This window comes from Cellulomonas composti (genome assembly GCF_007990245.1).
Taxonomy (GTDB): domain Bacteria; phylum Actinomycetota; class Actinomycetes; order Actinomycetales; family Cellulomonadaceae; genus Cellulomonas; species Cellulomonas composti.
The window spans coordinates 47723-66342 of the sequence record NZ_BJWG01000014.1; the positions used below are offsets into that span (position 1 = coordinate 47723).

Annotated in this window: 11 protein-coding genes and 2 tRNA genes; 4 read left to right on the plus strand and 9 right to left on the minus strand. The window is 65.8% G+C overall.

Features of this window, described 5'->3' with window-relative positions; all coding sequences use genetic code 11:
• Nucleotides 1–106: 106 nt before the first annotated feature.
• Nucleotides 107–1408, minus strand: a complete 1302-nt coding sequence (locus tag CCO02nite_RS13785) for a ricin-type beta-trefoil lectin domain protein (protein ID WP_246117563.1) — start codon at nucleotides 1406–1408, stop codon at nucleotides 107–109.
• 694 nt (nucleotides 1409–2102) lie between these two features.
• Between CCO02nite_RS13785 and CCO02nite_RS13790 the strand changes: the two genes are divergently transcribed.
• The 4 genes from CCO02nite_RS13790 to CCO02nite_RS13805 all read left to right on the plus strand — a co-directional run bounded on the left by CCO02nite_RS13790 (nucleotide 2103) and on the right by CCO02nite_RS13805 (nucleotide 12814).
• On the plus strand, nucleotides 2103–4955 hold the full coding sequence (locus tag CCO02nite_RS13790) for a hypothetical protein (RefSeq protein WP_146843758.1): 2853 nt from the start codon (nucleotides 2103–2105) through the stop codon (nucleotides 4953–4955).
• A 155-nt stretch (nucleotides 4956–5110) separates the two neighbouring features.
• The gene (locus CCO02nite_RS13795; protein WP_146843759.1) at nucleotides 5111–6043 is read left to right on the plus strand and encodes a hypothetical protein; all 933 of its coding nucleotides are present in this window, start codon (nucleotides 5111–5113) and stop codon (nucleotides 6041–6043) included.
• Nucleotides 6033–11606, plus strand: a complete 5574-nt coding sequence (locus CCO02nite_RS13800) for a DEAD/DEAH box helicase (RefSeq protein ID WP_146843760.1) — start codon at nucleotides 6033–6035, stop codon at nucleotides 11604–11606. Before CCO02nite_RS13795 ends, CCO02nite_RS13800 begins: the two co-directional genes overlap by 11 nt.
• Before the next feature lie 11 nt (nucleotides 11607–11617).
• Nucleotides 11618–12814 (plus strand): PD-(D/E)XK nuclease family protein, encoded by a 1197-nt coding sequence (locus CCO02nite_RS13805; RefSeq protein ID WP_246117564.1) that lies wholly within the window; start codon nucleotides 11618–11620, stop codon nucleotides 12812–12814.
• A gap of 3 nt (nucleotides 12815–12817) precedes the next feature.
• Here the strand turns inward: CCO02nite_RS13805 and CCO02nite_RS13810 are convergent, their stop codons facing one another.
• The 8 genes from CCO02nite_RS13810 to CCO02nite_RS13840 form a co-directional block, all read right to left on the minus strand.
• A complete protein-coding gene (locus tag CCO02nite_RS13810) occupies nucleotides 12818–14806 on the minus strand; it encodes a Druantia anti-phage system protein DruA (protein WP_146843762.1) in 1989 nt (662 codons plus the stop codon).
• Nucleotides 14803–16254 (minus strand): ATP-binding protein, encoded by a 1452-nt coding sequence (locus tag CCO02nite_RS13815; protein ID WP_146843763.1) that lies wholly within the window; start codon nucleotides 16252–16254, stop codon nucleotides 14803–14805. The genes CCO02nite_RS13810 and CCO02nite_RS13815 overlap by 4 nt, the downstream gene beginning before the upstream one ends.
• Nucleotides 16255–16367: 113 nt before the next feature.
• Nucleotides 16368–16742: a DNA-formamidopyrimidine glycosylase family protein gene (locus CCO02nite_RS13820; RefSeq protein ID WP_146843764.1), complete on the minus strand. Its 375-nt coding sequence runs from the start codon at nucleotides 16740–16742 to the stop codon at nucleotides 16368–16370.
• Nucleotides 16743–16829: 87 nt separating this feature from the next.
• Nucleotides 16830–17102 (minus strand): helix-turn-helix domain-containing protein, encoded by a 273-nt coding sequence (locus CCO02nite_RS13825; protein ID WP_146843788.1) that lies wholly within the window; start codon nucleotides 17100–17102, stop codon nucleotides 16830–16832.
• A gap of 209 nt (nucleotides 17103–17311) precedes the next feature.
• Nucleotides 17312–17384, minus strand: a tRNA-Ala gene (locus CCO02nite_RS13830).
• 52 nt (nucleotides 17385–17436) lie between these two features.
• Nucleotides 17437–17556: a DLW-39 family protein gene (locus CCO02nite_RS15905; protein WP_222593212.1), complete on the minus strand. Its 120-nt coding sequence runs from the start codon at nucleotides 17554–17556 to the stop codon at nucleotides 17437–17439.
• Between the two features lie 24 nt (nucleotides 17557–17580).
• A tRNA-Ile gene (locus CCO02nite_RS13835) sits at nucleotides 17581–17654 on the minus strand.
• Between the two features lie 103 nt (nucleotides 17655–17757).
• Nucleotides 17758–18510 (minus strand): DUF3566 domain-containing protein, encoded by a 753-nt coding sequence (locus CCO02nite_RS13840; RefSeq protein ID WP_246117557.1) that lies wholly within the window; start codon nucleotides 18508–18510, stop codon nucleotides 17758–17760.
• Nucleotides 18511–18620 lie beyond the last annotated feature (110 nt).

The window sequence follows — 18620 nt, forward strand, 5'->3', positions numbered from 1 at the left end:
GGCGAGCTCCTTCCTGTCGAGGGCGCCGGGCGGTGCCGGCGCCCGACCCCGCGGCGCAGGTCACGCCGCGGGGTTCGGGTCTGGCTGTTCGGTCGGACCGTCCGGGTCAGCTCGGCAGCGTCCACTGCTGCGCGCGTGTCCCGTTGCAGTCCCAGATCTGCACCTGCGTGCCGGCCGCCGTCGAGCCGCTCGGGACGTCGAGGCACTTGTTGGACTGCGGGTTGTAGTACCCGCCGTTCTGCCGGATGAACACCTGTGCGCCGGTGCTGTTGCAGTCCCAGAGCTGCAGCTTCAGGCCGTTCGCCGTGCCACCGCCCGGGATGTCGAGGCACTTGCCCTGCACGCGGAGGGTCGAGCCCGCCTCGACGTACGTCCACTGCTGCGCGACCGTGCCGTTGCAGCCCCAGATCTGGATGCGGTTGCCGTTGCCGGTCGCGGCCGCGTTGTTGTCGAGGCACGGCCCGTTGGCGTTCGTCACGGCCTTGCCCCCGGTGGGAGTGCCACCGCCGCCGTTGTTGCCCGACCCGGCGGTGTACGCGGCGACGTAGTCGACGAGCATCGGGACGCCGGACTGCGTCGCCGCCGTCGGACCACCGCCGAACGCCGCCGGGAAGCCGCCGCCGATCGCCACGTTGAGGATGACGAAGAACCCGTGGTGCAACGCGTTGTTCCAGGTGGTCGCGTCGACCTGGTTGGCGGTGATCGTGAAGAAGTTCGAGCCGTCCAGGTAGAACCGCAGCTGCTCGGGCGAGACGCTGCGGTCGTACTCCGTGGCGTACGTGTGGAACTGGCCGAGGCAGTTGGCGCACAACCGCTCGCCGCTGCCGATCCCGGTCGTCTCGTTGCACGGTCCGCCGGGGTTGGTGCCGCAGTGCAGCGCGGAGAACACCGACGGGCGCCCGTTGATGTTCTCGAGGATGTCGATCTCCCCGATGCCCGGCCACCCGGTCGCGCCCGTGCCCCGGGCCGCCTGCCCGAGCATCCAGAACGCCGGCCAGTACCCGGCCGCGGCGGCCCCGCTGACGTTCGGCTGCGCGATACGCGCCTCGACGCGCAGCTTGCCGCCCGCGGGAGCAGCGAGATCGGTGCGCTGGGTCTCCACGCGCCCGCTCGTCCAGTTGCCCGCGCCGTCGCGGATCGGCTTGATGACGAGGTTGCCGGCGCCGTCCTGGTAGACGTTCGCGGTGCTGTCGGTCATGTACTCGATCTCGCCCGTGCCCCAGTTCGCGGCGCCGCCCGGGTAGCCGTGGCCGATGTCGTACAGCCAGTTCGCTCCGTTGAGCCGACTGCCGGCCGCGCCGGTGAAGTCGTCCGCGAACACCTGCGTCCATCCGGACGGCGGCCCGGGGAGCGAGGCCTGCGCGGGGCCCGCCGTCGGCCCGACGAGGGCGACGACGACGGTGGCCACGGCCAAGGCCGCAGCCGGCGTCAGCCGGCGACGTCGGTGGCGCCGGCTGGGCGGCGACCCGGTGCGCGAGGGTGGTGCCGAAGGCACGTGGGACATGGCGTTCTCCGTTTCACGAGGGCGATCTCTGTCACGGTCGGCACACCCGTCTGACGGCCCGCGGGCTGGCGGCGGTGTCACGTACCGACGCCGGACCGGTGCCGAGCACGACTGCTCGTCGGGTGCCACGGGTGTGCGTGCGGGGCGTCCGGGCCCCGCGGCGATGCTTGGCGGGACCACGTCGTCCCGCCGGTCGAGGACCCGGAAGGTCCCCAACCGGTGAGCGTAGCCATTCGCTGACACGTGTCAACAGGAGAAGTCGGGCAGCGCCGGTGTCGATCGGCGGTACGAGGGGCGACACCTGATCGGCATGGGCGCACTCGAGCACGGGCGCCGGCCTCGGTCTTCCATCGGCTGGGCCAACCGGCAACCAGCTTCAGAAGCAGGCCACTAGCAGGTCAGGCGGGGCCCCCGGAACCCCCACCTCCTGCATGACACATGTCTATCCTTACGGACAGGGTTGTGTACACCCACCTTCGTCACCGCTTCATAGAGGTTGCGCCGAAGGGCGTGAATCGCTGCGACCTACCCGCTCGTGTCAGTGCGGTCGGGCAGTCTGTCCCGAGGACGTACCCGCCGGGATCGGCATGAAGGAGAGATGGCGCTGCTCGTGGTCGATGTCGCATCAAGCAGTACGTACGAGTTGCTGCATCACTTCCACGACGCGCTCGCATCCCACTACTCGGACCTGCGCGCCGCTCGGGCCAAGCTCGAACCCGCGTCGCCGGTCTTCGCGCTTGAGCACGACCTGCCACCTGACGACCTCGACCTACTCAAGGGCGCGGTTCGCAACGCGATCAAGCTCGGCCACCTCTCGCGGTATCAGCGGGCCTGGCTGCCATTCGTGGTCTATGCAGCCGAAGTGGGCTACGGATACGTGGGCGACGAATACTGGACCACCTTCACTTCGTTGACACCCCGCTGGACGAGCCAGGAGCGCTCGACCGTTCGCGACTGGTTCGTCCAATTTCATAGAGATTTCGGCGGCGCCCACCCTTCCGGCGCGTGGGCCGATCACTTCACGATCATTGCGTGGCCCATCACGCACGCCGTCCTGCCGACGTACCTCCAGCGAAACCTCGCCAAGCTGCTGTTCGAGTTCAGCGGTGCGCTGACCTCGGACCTTCTCGACGATCCTGAGGCACTCGGCGTCCGGCTGGCTCGCCGTGCGTCCAATTACACAGAGCGCTTCCGCATCTTCTGCCAGAACACGGCCCTGGTCGGCCAGGTTGCCGTGGCCCTGCTTTCGGGCGAGAGCGAGCCGACGCCCTTCCTGTCCGCCTCGACACTGGCGCGCATCGTGGACGGACTCTCCACGGAGTCGCAGGCCCGAAACTGGCTCAAGTCCGCGAGGGCCTCGGCTCGTCGCGTTCGCGGCTTCCGCTCTGGTGAGCGAGGACCGGCAGGTGGGGCGACACCGAAGAGACTGCCACGCGCGACCGACCCCCGCCTGTTCCTCAGGAAGGACGGTGTGTGGACCGCCTACGCAGAGCTGCCGGATCTCACAGTGGTTGGGCTGGAAGGGCAGGAGATCTACGGCCAGCTGCGGACGTCGCGCGCCACGGTGAGCGGTGCGGCGCGACCGATTCCCCCGAGCGGCTTGCTCTACCCGGGACAGGAGGTCAGCTTCGCTAGCTGGCCTCGTCCCGACCAGCCGTTCCTTCGGCTGGATCGTGGCGACCCACGGACCAATAGCTTCCTGGCCACCCAGTGCGTCATCACAAAGGGGCCATGGTGGCTGTTCCGACGACAGGGCACGGGACTGGCGATCGAGGTCAAGGGGAAGTTCGTCCGGCCTGGGCACCAATACCTGTTGGTCGGCGTAGAGACCCTTACCGCCCCACCAGTGCCGTGGTGTGCCGAAGTGGCAATCACGGCACGCGGCGTCAGGGCCTTCGACCTCTGGGTGCCACCGCACCTCAAGGAGACCGACGAGGAAGCACTCCTGGCTACGGGGCTCTCGGTTGTGTCGCATGTCGCGATCCGACCAGTCGGCACGGTGGCGAGCGCTTGGGACGGTGAGGGTGAGGTCGAATGGGTCGCTGGCGAGCCAGCCATTCTCGGCATCCGCTCCGACCTCGTTCCAAAGCGCGCTCGAGTCGTCGTCGCGGATACGGCCTACTTCCTCGACTGGACGGCAGATGAGCCCGAGTTGCTGTTCACGCTCGAAGGCTTGCCTGTAGGCACGCACGAACTCAGCGTCGCGCTGTTTGGTAACGGTGAGCGTCAGCTCGCTTCTGGTGCGTTGGTCGTCACCATCCGTGATCCCCAAGTGCGTGCCGAGGGTGCCACCATCGGCGAGGGAATCCGTATGCTTGCCAACCCAGCGCGCCCAACACTGGCCGAGCTATGGGACGAGCGTGCCGCCATCGCCATCGACGGACCGCCAGGCACTGGTGCCGACTTGAGCGTCGCGCTCTTGGACGACAAGGCTGCTCCACTTGTGAATCTGCGCCGTTCGGTGCACTTGCCGCTCGGAGAGGCCGACTGGCGCACCATCGCAAGATCGGTCCGGACCGACCAGCGATTCGTCGAGGCCTACGACAACTCCGAGTCGTGCATCATCTCGGTATCTCGAGATGGCATTGGTTTCGCCACGCTCACCTCCGAGCGAGGGTTCCAGCCACTGCGGTGGCGGCTCACCCGTTCCCACGACGGAGACGTGATCGCAAAGCTCGTCGACCGGACGGACGGTGGCACAACAAGCCTCGACTTCTACAACGTCGACACCCCGCTGACAGCGGTCCGGAAGAACCCTGCCGAGGTGCTTTCTGTACCGCCACGTGGCGGGCTCGTGATCGCCAGAGCTGGCGATTCGGTCGCTGCGGCCATGCTGCCGACCAACCCCACCGCCTTGCTGCACATGCCCTCAGCCAGCCCGGTTGTCCCCGCTTCGTCACGCACGCCCAAGGAAGTGCTGCGGCTCGCCGAGGGTCATCGACGTTGGATCCATGCCGAACTTCCCGCCGACGCGTTCGCCGCCTACCAGCAGCGGCTTGTAGGCGACGCCATCGCTCGTGCGATCGGAACGCTCATTGGCGGCAGTCACTGGGCAGCCATCGAGCTAGCGGTGGCGGGGGCACGGGACGCCGCCGACCATCTCGAAGCGATGCAAGCGGCCGTCGGCGTCTCTACGGAGCAGAAGGCTGTCGCTTCGACAATCGCCTACAGCCTCTACAGGTGGCTCAAGCCAGAGGAGTTGCTGCCTGGATTCCACGGAGTCATCTCACCCCACCTGACAAGACACGGCCTCGATGGGCGGCGCTCCGTGCCGCGGTTCCTCCTCATGCTCGCGGGACGACCTGGCTACATCACCGAGTGGGATCCCAGCGAGGCAGCGACCATCCTTGATCGCGTGCTCCTGTCTCCGGTGCTCTACCGAGCGGCTCGCTTCGCTGTCCTCGGCACTCGCGCACTCAATGACGCCGAAGGCGTGGAGCGGAGCTTCTAGTGAGAATCGCAAAGCTAACGGCCGAATCGGCATCGCGACTTGCCGTCGAGACACTCGGCCTTGACGCGGATTCCGTCGGACTGACGTCTGTCGAGGGGATTGCAGTCTCCTTGCGCCGAGCCGCTTCCTTCATGTGTCCGACGAGCCCATCGAGGATGGTCGACGCGGTGCTTGGCGCCGTCCGACCACTCGGCGGCGACGAGCTTCAGCGCGACGACGTTGCCGAGATACTTGAACAACTAGTCGCGTCGGGCGACCTGCTGGAACTCCGGCACGAGGGAGGGCGATCGACCCGATTGCTCTACCTAGCGCCGCCGTCGTTTATCGAGCGTTTTCCGGGCACCTACATGGTCATGGGCGTGCGGCCATTCGGCGCACACCTGATCGGAGACGAGCTTGCTCGTGCGATCGAGTATGAGGGTCACACCCGCGTTCTGAAGACTGATCCCGTTGAGGCCGACTCTGAGTTGCGTGCCCGAGGGCTGCAACGGGTGGCCAAGGACCGCTGGGTAGCACGCCCGAGCAGCGAGACTCCGGCAGATCTCATCGGGCGCCACCAAGCACGCCTCGATGTCGCGACAACAGCAGGTGAGCTCGACGGACTGCAACTGCTCGATCCGGCGTCGAAGGTGCGCTACTACCGGGGGCGCTGGCGGACACCGGCACAGACCGACACCGGCGACTATGTCGCCCGGCGGCCGCAAGCCTATGGTGCTGATCTCTGGTGTCTCGTGCGGCTTGAGGCGGGTGCGCCCACGCGGCTCATGGAGTTTCCCGTCGCAGATCCGGTGGTCCCTGGGCGCGACGAGGCCTGGCGCTATCAGGCGGCGGTCGATGCACTTAGAGGAACCGCCCAGCAGTTCCGCATCCGCCGCGGCAACCAACCGAGCGACGACCCGACGCTCGACTTCTTCTCGCCACTTCCAGGCTTCGCCGAGCGATATGTGCAGTTCACCGGACTGGCGCTCGGCAAGACCCCCGGCGCCCTGTTCTCGTTCCGGTTGCCCGCGGCGGCACTTGCCGACACGACGAACTTCCTCACTGACATGCTCTGGATGACCGACCAGGAGGACAGCAGTGGCGACTGAAGCGCCCACGATCGCGGAGACGATCGACGAGATCCAGGCCGCCCTGCGCGACTACATCGAGGCGACGTACCACGTCGGCCACCCCACGATCATCGAGCAGCGCCGGCAACTCCTGACGTCGGAGGGCGTGCTCTTCAGAGCGCCATACATTGAGAGCACCCCGCGGTATCAGACAAATCGGCGCTTCGGCGACTTGGATATCGACCCACAGATCCACGCGTTGTTCGGAACGCTCACCCAGAAGATTGGCAACCTCGACCGGCTGATTTATGACCCGCCGTACACCCACCAGGCGGAAGCTCTCGAGTCGACCTCGCGCGATGAGATGAGCCTCGCCATCACAACCGGCACCGGATCCGGCAAGACGGAGTCATTCTTGCTCCCGATGCTTGCCAAACTCGCTACGGAGGCGGCGCATCGGCCAGCCTCGTTCGCCGCTCCCGCCGTTCGGGCTCTGATCCTCTATCCGATGAACGCGTTGGTAAATGATCAGCTCGGTCGCCTGCGCCTGCTCCTTGGTGACCCACGTGTCACTGCGCAGTTCGAGGCCTGGGCCGGGCGTCCCGCACGCTTCGCCCGCTACACCAGCCGCACGCTCTACCCGGGCGTCCGGACCGTCAAGAAGGACATCCAGCGGCTGGGCTCCATCGAAGACTTTTACTTGCTCTTGATCGACCAGGCGGCCGATCCTTCAGCGCCGGGCCACGCACAGGCGAAGGCACTGAAGGAGAAGCTCGAACAACGCGGCAAGTGGCCGGCCAAGCCTGACCTCAAGAAGTGGTTCGGGCCGAAGGGCTCCCGTTGGAAGGACACCAAGACCGACGAGTTCATCCGGGCCGTCATGCAACCGAACGACCCGGAGCTTCTCACGAGGCATGAGGTCCTGGCTGCTCCGCCAGACGTGCTCATCACTAACTACTCGATGCTGGAGTACATGCTGATGCGGCCGCTCGAACGGCCGGTCTTCGATCACACCCGCGAGTGGCTGGCCAGCAACCCCGAAGAGAAGTTTCTGCTCGTCGTTGACGAGGCGCACCTCTATCGAGGCGCGGCCGGAGCCGAAGTGGCGCTTCTACTACGCCGGCTTCGATCGCGGCTCGGTATCGCTCCTGAACGGTTGCAGGTGATCACGACCAGCGCGTCGTTCACTACCCCGGAGTACGCGCGTGGATTTGCGGCCCAGTTGACGGGCAAGGATCCGGACGACTTCCGCACAGTCACCAGTCAATGGGCACTTCGGTCCGGCGCGTCGACCGGTTCGACCGCCGATGCGTCGTTGCTAGCAAACGTGCCATTGGCTGAGTTCTACGCCGGAGACTCGGACGCAGACCGGGCTGCAGCCGTTGCTGACCTCCTCAACGAACGCGGCGTAGCTGATCACCGCCGAGGGATCGGCGTGCTCCTACACGATGCGTTGGCTGAGTACGGACCGATGAACCTGCTCGTCAACGAGACGATGCAAAGGGCCCAGCCCGTCAGTGAGCTGGGACAGATCATCTTCCCGGGTGTCGAGGCGTCAACGGCCGACAGGGCCGTCACCACGCTGGTGGCGCTCGGCAGTGGAGCGCGCCGCACACCAGACGAGGCTGGATTGCTGCCGTGCCGCGTCCACGCCTTCTTCCGAGGTCTTCCGGGTTTGTGGGCGTGTCTCGATCCAGATTGTGGCGCGGTGGACCGCAGCACATTGGCGCCAGGTCTCGGACCGATCGGCAAGCTGTACGCCCAACCTCAGGCCACATGCGAGTGTGGATCTCGCGTGTTCGAGTTCTATACGTGCCGTCACTGCGGGTCGGCCTACGCCCGCACCTACACCGACAACCTGCTGGATCCGGACTTCCTGTGGCATGAGCCGGGCGGCGCGTTCCAGGCGACCACAGGCTCAGTCCCGGAGCTGTTTCCACTCGATCTGCTTCTCGAGGAGCCGTCGGCGGGGCAGGTGGAGGTAGCTGAGATCGACCTAGTCACGGGTCGACTCCGGACTGACCACCCGCCCATTCGCAGCCGCGTCGTGTTCCTCCCGAAGCTCCGAGCCGGCGAGACCGTGACCAGCGATGACGATGATGAAGGCTCCGACGATCAGGCAGAGGCCAACGGCGAGTTCAAGCCTTGTGGCGTTTGCGGCCAGCTGGCTGGGTTCGGGCGCTCCTCTGTCCAGGACCACCAGACGAAGGGTGACCAACCGTTCCAGGCGTTAGTGACCCGGCAGATCGAAGTCCAGCCGCCGAGCGCGCCGTACTCGGACTTTGCTCCGCTTCGGGGACGCAAGGTGCTGGCGTTCTCCGACTCGCGGCAGGTCGCCGCTCGTCTTGCGCCGAACCTGCAGGACTACTCGATGCGTGACGTGATTCGCCCCCTCATCCTCAAGGGGTGGACTGATCTAGCTGCCCAGCCCGGCATAGCCACGCAGCTCAGCCTTGAGCGCCTCTACCTGGCTGTCATGGTCGGCGCCAAGCAACTCAAGGTGCGCCTGCGCCCCGAACTGCGCCAAGCGGAGTCGCTCCACGTGGTGCGCGACGTCGGCAGGGCCGTCGACAAGGGAGCGTTGAGCGGCGACGTCGACGCCATGGTGGAGCTGCTCATGCTCACCGCGCAGCCGCCGCAAGCCTTGATGCGTGCCATGTACGCCACGCTGACGGGCAAGTACTACGGCCTCATGTCACTCGGATTGGCATCACTACGCGAGAAGGCCAGCCTGACGGACGAGTTACTAGCTGCGTTGCCGACGATTCCCGGCGTCGCGACCACCGATGAGGAACGACTTGCGCTCCTCCGACTGTGGCTGGCGCAGTGGTCAACTCCGGCGCGCGGGATCTGGTTCCCCGGGATGACACAGGAGTGGTGGCGGCAGAAGGACGGCGTCAAGCCGCACTCGGGCAAGTTCCAGACGATCGAGCGCTTGCTCGGCACGTCGGCAGCCAGGAAGGTCTTCAAGGACTCATGGTTACCGGCGATCTTGCCGAGGTTCTGCGAGATGCAGGACCCCAAGTATCGACTACTGGCCGGCAATGTCGCGCTCGAGATCGGTGGCCTGTGGGGCTACTGCGAACGCTGCCGCTTCACGCAGCGCCCGTTCCCCGGATCGAGCAAATGCATTAGCTGCGGGGGCACCGACGTCCGCACTCTCGACCCAGAAGCAGACGAAGTCTTCCGGGCACGAAAGGGCTACTACCGAGAAAGTTCCAAGCGGGCGCTAGAGACGCCCGAGAAGCCGATCATGAGCATCATCGCCGCGGAGCACACTGCCCAGCTCAACGCGGCCCAGTCCGACGCAGTCTTTTCGCGCGCCGAGGAGTACGAACTCTTGTTCCAGGACGTCAATGTTGGTCTCCCGCGTCCGGGCGAGCAGGAGCGCGCTGCCATCGACGTGTTGTCCTGCACGACCACCATGGAGGTCGGCATCGACATCGGCAGCCTGTCTGGGGTCGCGCTGCGCAATATGCCCCCTTCGCGGGCGAACTACCAGCAGCGGGCCGGTCGCGCCGGACGTCGTGGAAACGCCATCGCCACCGTTGTCGCCTTCGGTAGCGCCGACACCCATGACGATCACTATTTTCGCAACCCTGACCTCATGATCCGCGGCGAGGTCGACGACCCGATCCTGACGCTCGACAACGACGAGATCGCCCGTCGCCACGTCACCGCTTACCTGCTGCAGCGCTACAACCAGGACCGGTTGCCACGGATCGACCCTGAGGACCAGCCACAGCTGTTCGAGGTGCTCGGCACGGTACGCGGTTTCGTCGGTACGACGTCGCCGCTCAACCGCGCCGACCTCGAAGATTGGCTCGTCCAGAACCTGCCCGACCTCAGGCAGGACGTCGACTCTTGGCTGCCCTCGGAGCTGAAGCCTGAGGCCCGTCGGACGATCCTCGACGAGTTGGCCATCCAGACACTTCGTGCTATCGACGAGGCCCTGGGCCTGGAACCCGACGGCAACCTGCCCAAGCCAGAGGGCAGCGACGCCACTCCGGCCAACGAAGAAGTCGAGGAGGGCGACGCAGGCGAGGACGGCGCAGAGTTACCAAGCGAGCCGCGCAGTCAGACCAACCTTCTCGACCGTCTGCTGTACAAGGGCGTCCTGCCGCGCTACGCCTTTCCTACGGACGTCGTCGCGTTCCACGTCTTCGACCGCGATAAGTCGGAGCCGTTCCACACCGAGTTCCGCTACGCGCCAAGCCAAGGACTACCGATCGCACTCAGCCAGTACGCACCAGGGAAGGTCGTCTGGATCGACAACAAGGAGTGGACATCCGGGGCTATCTACGCTCCGGTGCACAAGGAACGATTCCAGGCCTGGCGCGATAGGTGGCTCTACTTCGAATGCCAGGTCTGCCACTACGCCAAGCACTTTCCCTACGACCAGGCGGAGCGCGGCGAGGAGCGCAACTGTCCGGCGTGCGGCGCGGTCGACAAGTTCGGCAAGGCGATGAACTGGATGCGACCGCCTGGCTTTGCTCACCGTGCCAACGACGAGCCGGGTACGAGCCCTGATGATGCTCCGGCGAACAGCTATGCGACACGCGCCAAGCTGGTGGCTGAAGGTCCCGAGGAGGAAGAAGCGTGGGACCACGTCACCGACCGTCTCGAACAGACCTACCGTCGCGACACGCTTCTCGTCACCAATACGGGACCTCGCAGCGAGGGGTATACGTACTGCACCCTGTGCGGCCTCATTGAGCCGACCAAGGGCGCGACCGGTGTGGTGTCTGGCACCCACCCCAAGCCGTACCCAGACGAGCGCGAACCAGACTGCCAAGGGTCGGCCTCGACGCGCGGGCTGGTGCTCGGCACCGACTTCATTTCGGACGTTCTATTGGTCCGGCTCAAGGTCGAGTCACCACTCACCCTCCGACCGGAGCTTCTCTCAACGCAGGTGGCGCTCCGGACGATCGCGGAGGCCCTGACGATCGCCGCGACAGGCGAACTCGACGTGGACGCCAGCGAGTTGCAGGCCGAGTATCGGCCTGCGTTGACGCCAGCCGGGAACCACGGCCTCGAGGCCGAGATCTACCTGTACGACACCCTCGCGGGCGGTGCTGGATTCACCCGCCGTGTACACGGCTACGGCCTCTCAATCTTCAGGAGGGCGCTGGAGCGACTCGAATCCTGTCCCGCCAACTGCGACGCCTCCTGCTATCGCTGCCTTCGGAGCTTCCGCAACCGATTCGAGCACGGACTGCTCGATCGCAAGGTTGGCGCCGCACTGCTGAGATACGTGCTCGACGGCACCATGCCAACCCTTGATGACGTGCGGACGAGCCAGTCGATCGACAAGCTCCTTGCCGACCTCGACAGCCGCGGCATTGACGGCATCGAGTTTCTCAAGGACGAGCCGATCCAGATCGATGGCCTCGGCACGATCACGGCGCCGCTGCTGGCACGGGGCAAGGGACGTGACCGGATCTTCTACATCCAGAGCCCGCTCACGCGGGACCTACCGGCGACGCAGGAGCTCTGGGATGCCAAGGAGCTTGGTGGGATCCCGGTCTATCCGGTGGACGACATGGTCGTGCAGCGGAACCTTCCTGTAGCGAGCCAGCAGGTGCTCCAGTGGCTCAACTGACCGGGCCGCGGGTGCACGACACTGGTGTCGTCTCCAGGCAAGCCGTCCTTCCGGATCCTCCCGACCTGTGGAGTTACTCGTCTCTCAAGGACGTCGAGACATGCCCACGCCGGTATGCGCTCTCGCGGGCCGCATATCCCCAACTCTGGGAGCAACCCGGCTACCCGCGCTTGCCCATCACCGCGGCGATCCGCGGTGACGTAGTGCACGGCGCGCTCGAGCTCATCGTCAAGGCACTGGTGAACGCAGGCTGCACATCGACCCGCTCTGCGGAAGCGGTTGCAGTCCTGCGGGAACTTGGCGGCTACACAAAGGTCGCGGAGACCAGTCTCGCGAGGCAGCTCGCACGACTGGACGGGAACCCACGTCTCGGCACCGCCCGGCGCGAGCAACTCGCCCGCCAACTCACCGATGGGCTTCCGCAGGTGCGCGTGCAGATTCAGACATATCTGAACCGAATGGAACTCCGCCCGTCGGCGGGTCGCCAGTCGGGCTCACCGCCGAGTCGCCCAGCAGTGCGCTATCCCGCGCGGGTGGGCGATCACCCAGAGAAGGTTCTGGTAGCCGACTCGCTTCGCCTCATGGGGCGCATCGATCTACTCAGCGTCGATGCCACCGGTGTCCAGATCACAGACTTCAAGACGGGTGCGGAGGATCCGACGCATCACGATCAGCTTCAGATATACGTGCTGCTTTGGCGCGAAGACAGCCTGTCCAACCCGAAGGGACTGGCGGTATTGAAGCTTGTCGCGGCCTATCCCAGTCGCGACATTGCAGCGGCGGTGCCGTCGGCTGAGGAACTGACGGCTCTTTGTACCCAGCTGACGACCAAGATCGACGCGGCCGACGCTGCCGTCGCTGCGGAAGTTCCGGCAGCGATCGTCGGCGATCACTGCAGCATGTGCAACGTTCGCGGTGTGTGCGACGCGTACTGGACGACAGGCCTCAAGGCGACGGCCGACGTAGCTGAGGGGACTTGGTACGACCTGGCCGGCACGGTCCTTCGGAATCACGGAGTCAGAAGCATTGTGCTGCTCGAGTCCCTCACCAATGCCGAAGTGTTGGTCAGAACACCGACGCCTTCCTACGCCGTCCCCGTCGAGAGAAACGTCCGAGTCCTGGGTGCTCGACGGGTCGTGGACCCGGACGACCCGGACTCGCTCGTCGCTGCACTCACAAGCGTGTCCGAGGTACTGGAACTGGCGTAGCCCTCACGCTTCACGCGCACCGGTCCATGGCTCACTCACCAGGAGTTCTTCGTCGTCCGTCGGCAGCGGCACTCTGGCGCCGTGACGGATCGGGCGCACCAAACTGTTGCCCCGCATGGCCTCTTGGACGTGCTCCAGCGTCGCACGCCGGCGTGCCCAACGTTCGTACCACCACTGGGCAACGGCCTCGCCGCTGTCTCTTGCTGTCGGGTCAAGGAGGTACTTCGGATCCTGGACCACGCCCAGCGAGTAGTCACGTACGTTCTCGACAAGGGGTACGCCGTACAAGATGCGCTCCCGGCCGTGCCTCTGCAGCTCGTTCGTCGGCCAGCCAAGTGCCGCCAGACCGAGACGCACCTTGCGGAGGCGAGGGCTCACGCCCTCGCCGAACAGGCTGTTGACCCGAACAAAGCCGCCGCTGTGCTCGCAGAGCCGAACAAGCGCATCAACGGTGGCGTCAGAGAAGTGCGACGAGCCAAACGACCGTGAACGTCCCAACTCGTAGAACCCCATCCTCGCGCCACCTTGACCTCCCATCGTCGAAGCAGGCCAGAACAGCCGGTTGTACTGGCTGGAGCCGGTGCCGTATAGAGATGTGGTGCCGACGAACGCCAGCCTGGCTTCGCGGGTTATCGGGCGTCCGGCCATCGCCGAGGCGATCTCGCTCGGGCGTGAGTACTTGGCCCGGTAGGAGGCCAACACCGTTGGTGATACGGCTAGCGCGCCGACCAACTTGCCAGCTGCGAGTGCGTTGTAAGGCGCCACGGCTCCACACACGGTCAGATCCGCAATGACCGTACCGACGCGCTCACCCCGGGCGCGCCGAGCCAGTCGTCCGATCTGGGTCTTGGCCTTGGTGTCGGCGAGTGCGCTTCGTAGTCCGTCGACAGACGGCGATGTGCCAAGGTAACCGCCAACCAACGCCTGTATCTCGAGCGTCTCGGCGAGCAGCGCCGAGCGCTTCGACCGGAAGAGGTACGTCTCCGCTCGCGCTACCCAGGCGTCGGTCTCGATGCTGCGGACCTCGCGAACCACACCTGCACGGTGGTGCTTCGCCCGGTGGCGCTCGGCATCGGCCTTGAGACGAGCCACCACGTTCGGCGTCGGCCGCTTGAGATCACCCGGCTGCAGCACACCGTCGCGCAGCAGGTCTTCGACATAGATCTCTGCGCGCTGAGTCTCGATGCGACGACCGAGCCACTTCGCCATCTCGTCCGTCGGCTCCGCTTCGATCGAGGCCACGAACTGCTTGGTGTCCCACCCCATCCAGTCATCTCGCTCCGCGATCTGGACGACTGGACTAGAGATCGCTGCGATCCCGATCACCGCGTGGAACTCGGTGGCTGCGTCTCTGATCAGGATGGGCATTGAGCGGCCGGGCACCGTTGAGTACGCGTTGGACCAGGTGTGGCGAAAGTAGCGCCAGATGTCATGGAGCTTGAAGCCAGTCAGCCCGCAGGTGCTAGCACTGTCGACGACCTGTACGTACGGCTGAATGGTGTCTGGCGCCTCAGGGTGTTGCCTGAGAGTGTCGGCCAGTTCACGGCCGTCGCGCATGAGGTTGAAGACCGAGACGAGCTTGCCTGCGTGCTGGTGGCTTCGCTCCATGCTCCGAACGAATCGCTGGACACTCGGCTGGCGGAGTTGGGCGTCTCTTCGCAGGTGCTCCTGTCGCCGGATTCGAGCCTTCTCCGTGTCGCGATCGGCGTGGGTGTCAGGCGGACTCAGGAGCGGGCCGTACTTGTCGACGTGTACCAGCCAGCCTTGATCAACAAGGTCAATGACGGTGTGGGCCGCGGCGGCGAGGGTCGGCTTGTTGTAGACGTCCGTGAGCCCTGCGGCGGTGAACAAAGACGTGTGGTCGAGCGGGACTTCCGGGTCGAACTGAGCGTGTGCCAACAGATGGCACAGACTGGCGAAGCCCTTTCGCTCCGTCGTCGTGGCGCCGGCCGGGAGCGTGAGCGGAACGTACTTGACATCGTCTTCGGTCATGACTTCTGCAGCATCCGTCCGTAGGTACCGCTCCACGCCTCGACGAGATCGTCCACCGGGCGTCCGGCCCGCTCCATCTGAACGACGCTCCGTGCGAAGGACAACAGGAGCAACTCAAGAGACGTGCGCAGTTCTGCAGCCACCTCACCCTCAATGGCTAGCAGCGGTTGATACAGCGCCGCGAAAGCAGGGTGGTCAGCGTTGAGCGTCAGATCGAGAGTCCGTTGGGCAAGCGTCGACTGGAACATCGCGTCCATCGGAAGAACCTTCGTTCGCAGCCGGTACTCGATCGCTCCCCGCCTCCCGGGCGATGGGATGACCGGAAGGTCCGGGTCTGCTGCCGTCGCAATGCGGCAGGCGGCCGCCGTGGCATCCTGAAACTTGACGTCCTCGAAGGCCTGGCGAACGCGGGCATTGAGCATCCGGGCGAGTGACTCCAACTCTGGTTCGATGGCCTCCCGCAGTGTCGCCGAGGGCCGGATACCTTGCTTGTTGATCGTGATGCCGAAGTGTTCGTCCAAGCGGGGTTCAAACTCGATCTCGCAGCGCCACCAGTCGTCGTAGTTCTCCTTGCGCTTGCTGCCCATGAGGTGCCAGCCGCTGGCGATCTCACGTCCCGCGCGCAGGATCGACACACCGCCGCCGCCGACGATGCCGACGCGACGTTTGGTGACGTTGTCGAGGCGATGCCACGCCTGCACGGGGAGTTCCGTGAAGCGGACTGTCACGACCGACGTACCGCCGTCGGCTGTCTCCAATTCGTAGTGGAGTTCGTCGAAGGCGAGTCGTGCAGTCACACCCTCCAACTTGATCGTGAGCAGCATCGGATCGACAGGCTTCACGTGCGATCCGTTGATCGTCATAGTCAGCCCGGCACTCAGGGTGCGCCGATAGATCCGTCCCATGTCACGTTGAAGCGACCGTTCAAGCCAGACCAGTCGTCGATACTCGATCCGGTCGCACTGCAACCATCGAACGCGGCAACCCGACCCGCTCCCACGCTTGCTTCGCCGCTCAGAACTGAGGGTCGGAGCGGCACCGGCGACGACAGCGTCTAGGTCGAGCGTGACGGTGCGTTCGTAGCCACCGTCTCGCCATGCTGTCACCTCGACACGACGTGCTTGGCTGAGGCTGGCGGCGGGTAGGCCCATGCCGAATCGACCGAACGACTCGCGTGTATCGAACCGTGAGGAGCCACCGAAGCGCAGGCAGACGTCCAGTTCAGCCTTGGACATGCCCACGCCGTTGTCTTCCACAGTGATCACGGGGAGCGAGTCGGGCGTCTCCCGGTGAATCGTGACGGCCACCTGGGTAGCGGAGGCTTGCAGCGAGTTGTCAACCAGTTCCGCCAGGGCGGCCGAAACGGTGAGATACCCGAACTCACGGGCCGCCTGGATGAAGTTGGATGCGACCAGCAGGTCGTCTTGCCGCGGGCGGGGGGCGTGCATGGTCGGTCTCCTCTCGTGGGTTGACTCACGAGAAGAGTAGCTCGCCGCGCCGGTGCTGTTCGAGCCGAATCGCTGACCTCGGGTTGAACTGACGTGCAATGTAGCGCTGGACGTCACGAGACTCCGAGCACCACTGAGATCCGCTTGGTCTTCGCTGGCTCGGCGAAGTCCACGGCAGATCCGGATCCAAGGAGTACGCGCACTGTCGGGAGGCTCGAGTGGCCGATCTGGGCCGGCTCGGCGGTCTCGCGCCAGATGAGTCGCCCGGTCCGCTGGAGGTCAATCGTCGCGAAGAACCGGTCTAGGTCGATCCGTACAACTCGCGCGGAGGCGGTGACGTTCGTGATCGTCGATCCCGCCAGGTCTTGAGGAGACGGCGAGACAGACTTGAGGCTGTTGATCCCGAGTATCTGCACCTGTTGAATCGACTCGCCGACAGTCCGTTCGAGGATGGACAGGATCTCCCGCGTGGACTGAAGCTCGGCCATGGTTCCATCATCCCGCACCGCGACGAGGCGCTCAGCGTGACGAGGTCTGTTCTGGCATCCGCGTACCGGCGTGTAGATCTCCGCGCGTCACCCTCCAGCGCCGCTACCACCCAGCAGAGAGCCAGCCTCAGTACCGAGAACCTTCGCGATCTTGTGCAACGCCACAACACCAACGTCCTGCACACCGCGTTCGATCTTGCTGATCGTCGGACGGGACACCCCGGACCGGTCGGCGAGTTCGTCTTGAGTCAGACCCATTCGCCTCCGCTCTGCCGCGACGCGACTCCCGAGCGCTGCTAGCTCCGGCGGCCAGTCGCCGGCCGCAGCGGCGGCGGCGGTCCGGCGTCGGGCCTCGGTCATCGGCACACCACCGATCCTGCATCAGACGACCGACACGACCGGGTCAGCCGGAGGAAGGCGGCGAAGACCACGCCGTTGGGGGCTCGAACCCTGAGTTCACCCACCTGCAGAGTTCAGGTTCGAGAGCGGTGAGATCAGACGTCCCCGCAGGTGGGAGGTGCTCTGGAGTCTGTGAACCACCGCGGTCCGCGTACGCGAACCGCTCTCGGTGGAGCCAACGGGACTCGAACCCGTAACCCCCTGCTTGCAAAGCAGGTGCGCTACCAATTGCGCCATGGCCCCGAGGACGCGGCTGTGCCGCGCGTGCGTCGGGGACGGAACCCCGGCGCACCCGTCACTCGAAGGTGTCGGTGACCTCTGCCCACAGGTCCCGCTCGTCGCGGTCCTGGGAGAGCTTGGTGTAGACGACGTAGCCGACGGCGGCGAGTGCCACCAGGAGCAGGAGCTTCTTCACTTCGTCCCCCTTGCTGGTCGGGAGTGGGCCTAACAGGACTTGAACCTGTGACCTCTTCCTTATCAGGGAAGCGCTCTAACCGTCTGAGCTATAGGCCCGTGCTGCGAGACGTGCGTCCCGCGCGCCGGACGAGACTACCCCAGCGGTGCGGCCGTCCCCAAACCGGGTCCGGCGCCCCGGGCAGACCGCCCGATCAGGCCGTCACTCGTCGGTCATGGTCACGTGCAGGCCACCGACCAGGGCGGCGACGATGTTGTAGAGGAACGCGCCGATGGTCGCCAGGGCCGTCAGCAGGAACACGTCGACGACGGCCACGAGCGTCGCGGCCGAGATCACGCGCTTGAACTCGACGTACTGCAGGATGTCGGTCTTGCTCTCGGCCCCGGTGATCTGCGTGACCAGGTCGTTGATGTTGACGAACACGTGCAGGCCGTTGAGCGTGTACCAGACCACCGCGACGGCGACGACGATGAGCACGCCGAAGGCGACCGACAGCAGGAACGACAGCTTCATCACCGACCACGGGTCGATGCGGGAGATCGCGAGCCGCACCCGACGAGGACCGCCGGAGTGCGGGGCGACGCTCGGGATCCGGCCCGTGCTCGGCCGCGCGCTCGTCGGGCTGAACGACGGACCCGCGGGTGCCGACGAACCTGCCGCGCCGGCGCCGGACGAGGGCGAACCGGCGGCAGGGCTCGACGTGCCGACGCTCGGGGGCGCGGTCGGGGTGGTCGTCATCGGGGTGTCCTCGGTCCGGGGCCGCGTGGCCGTGGAGATCTTCGCGGTGGTGGCACCCGCGACCTTCTTGATCCAGCCGGTCGTGGTGTCGACCGCGACCATGAGCGGCGACGGCGGGTCGTGGAGCTGACCGTCGTCGCCGGGCGGCGCGGCGCTCTCGGGCCGCGAACCCGGATCCAGGGTCTCACGGCTGTCCAGCTCCTCGGCGCGCTTCACCGGGGGAACTTCGGCGTCCGACACCGTGCGCACACCCGTCTCCCGGCCGGCCGACGACGTCACCGACCGCCCCGGTGGGGGAGGTGGGGTGGAGGCTCGCTGGCGCGGCG